The sequence below is a fragment of the Actinomadura formosensis NBRC 14204 genome (assembly GCF_001552155.1).
Classification (GTDB): Bacteria; Actinomycetota; Actinomycetes; order Streptosporangiales; family Streptosporangiaceae; genus Spirillospora; species Spirillospora formosensis.
This window is the reverse complement of record NZ_BCQQ01000335.1, coordinates 1-525: the sequence shown is the minus strand read 5'-3', so window position 1 is coordinate 525 and position 525 is coordinate 1. Positions and strand designations below refer to the sequence as shown.

Here is a 525-nt window from a genome sequence, read left to right as displayed (position 1 = left end):
TCGCCCTCTCAGGCCGGTTACCCGTCGTCGCCTTGGTAGGCCATCACCCCACCAACAAGCTGATAGGCCGCGAGCCCATCCCCAACCGAAAAACTTTCCACCACCACCAGATGCCCGGAGTGGTCATATCCGGTATTAGACCCAGTTTCCCGGGCTTATCCCAGAGTCAGGGGCAGGTTGCTCACGTGTTACTCACCCGTTCGCCGCTCGAGTACCCCCGAAGGGGCCTTTCCGCTCGACTTGCATGTGTTAAGCACGCCGCCAGCGTTCGTCCTGAGCCAGGATCAAACTCTCCATTAAGGTCCAACGACCACACCAGGGAACAAACCCCGGCCGGCCAAACCTTGAAGAAAATCCCAGCACACACAACCCCCCAAGGGGGCCGTGTATTGCCTCAAAGAAATCCCCACCACCCCCACAAATGGAGGATGGCCACGGGGCGACCCGGCCAAAAAGGCCGAGCCGATAAAGGCACTGGCTTTTAACACGCTGTTGAGTTCTCAAGAAACGGACACCCACCGCGCC

Annotated in this window: 1 rRNA gene; it reads right to left on the bottom strand. The window is 59.2% G+C overall.

The window, feature by feature from the left end:
• A 16S ribosomal RNA gene (locus AF1_RS32810) occupies positions 1-300 on the bottom strand; the annotation flags it as partial.
• Positions 301-525 lie beyond the last annotated feature (225 nt).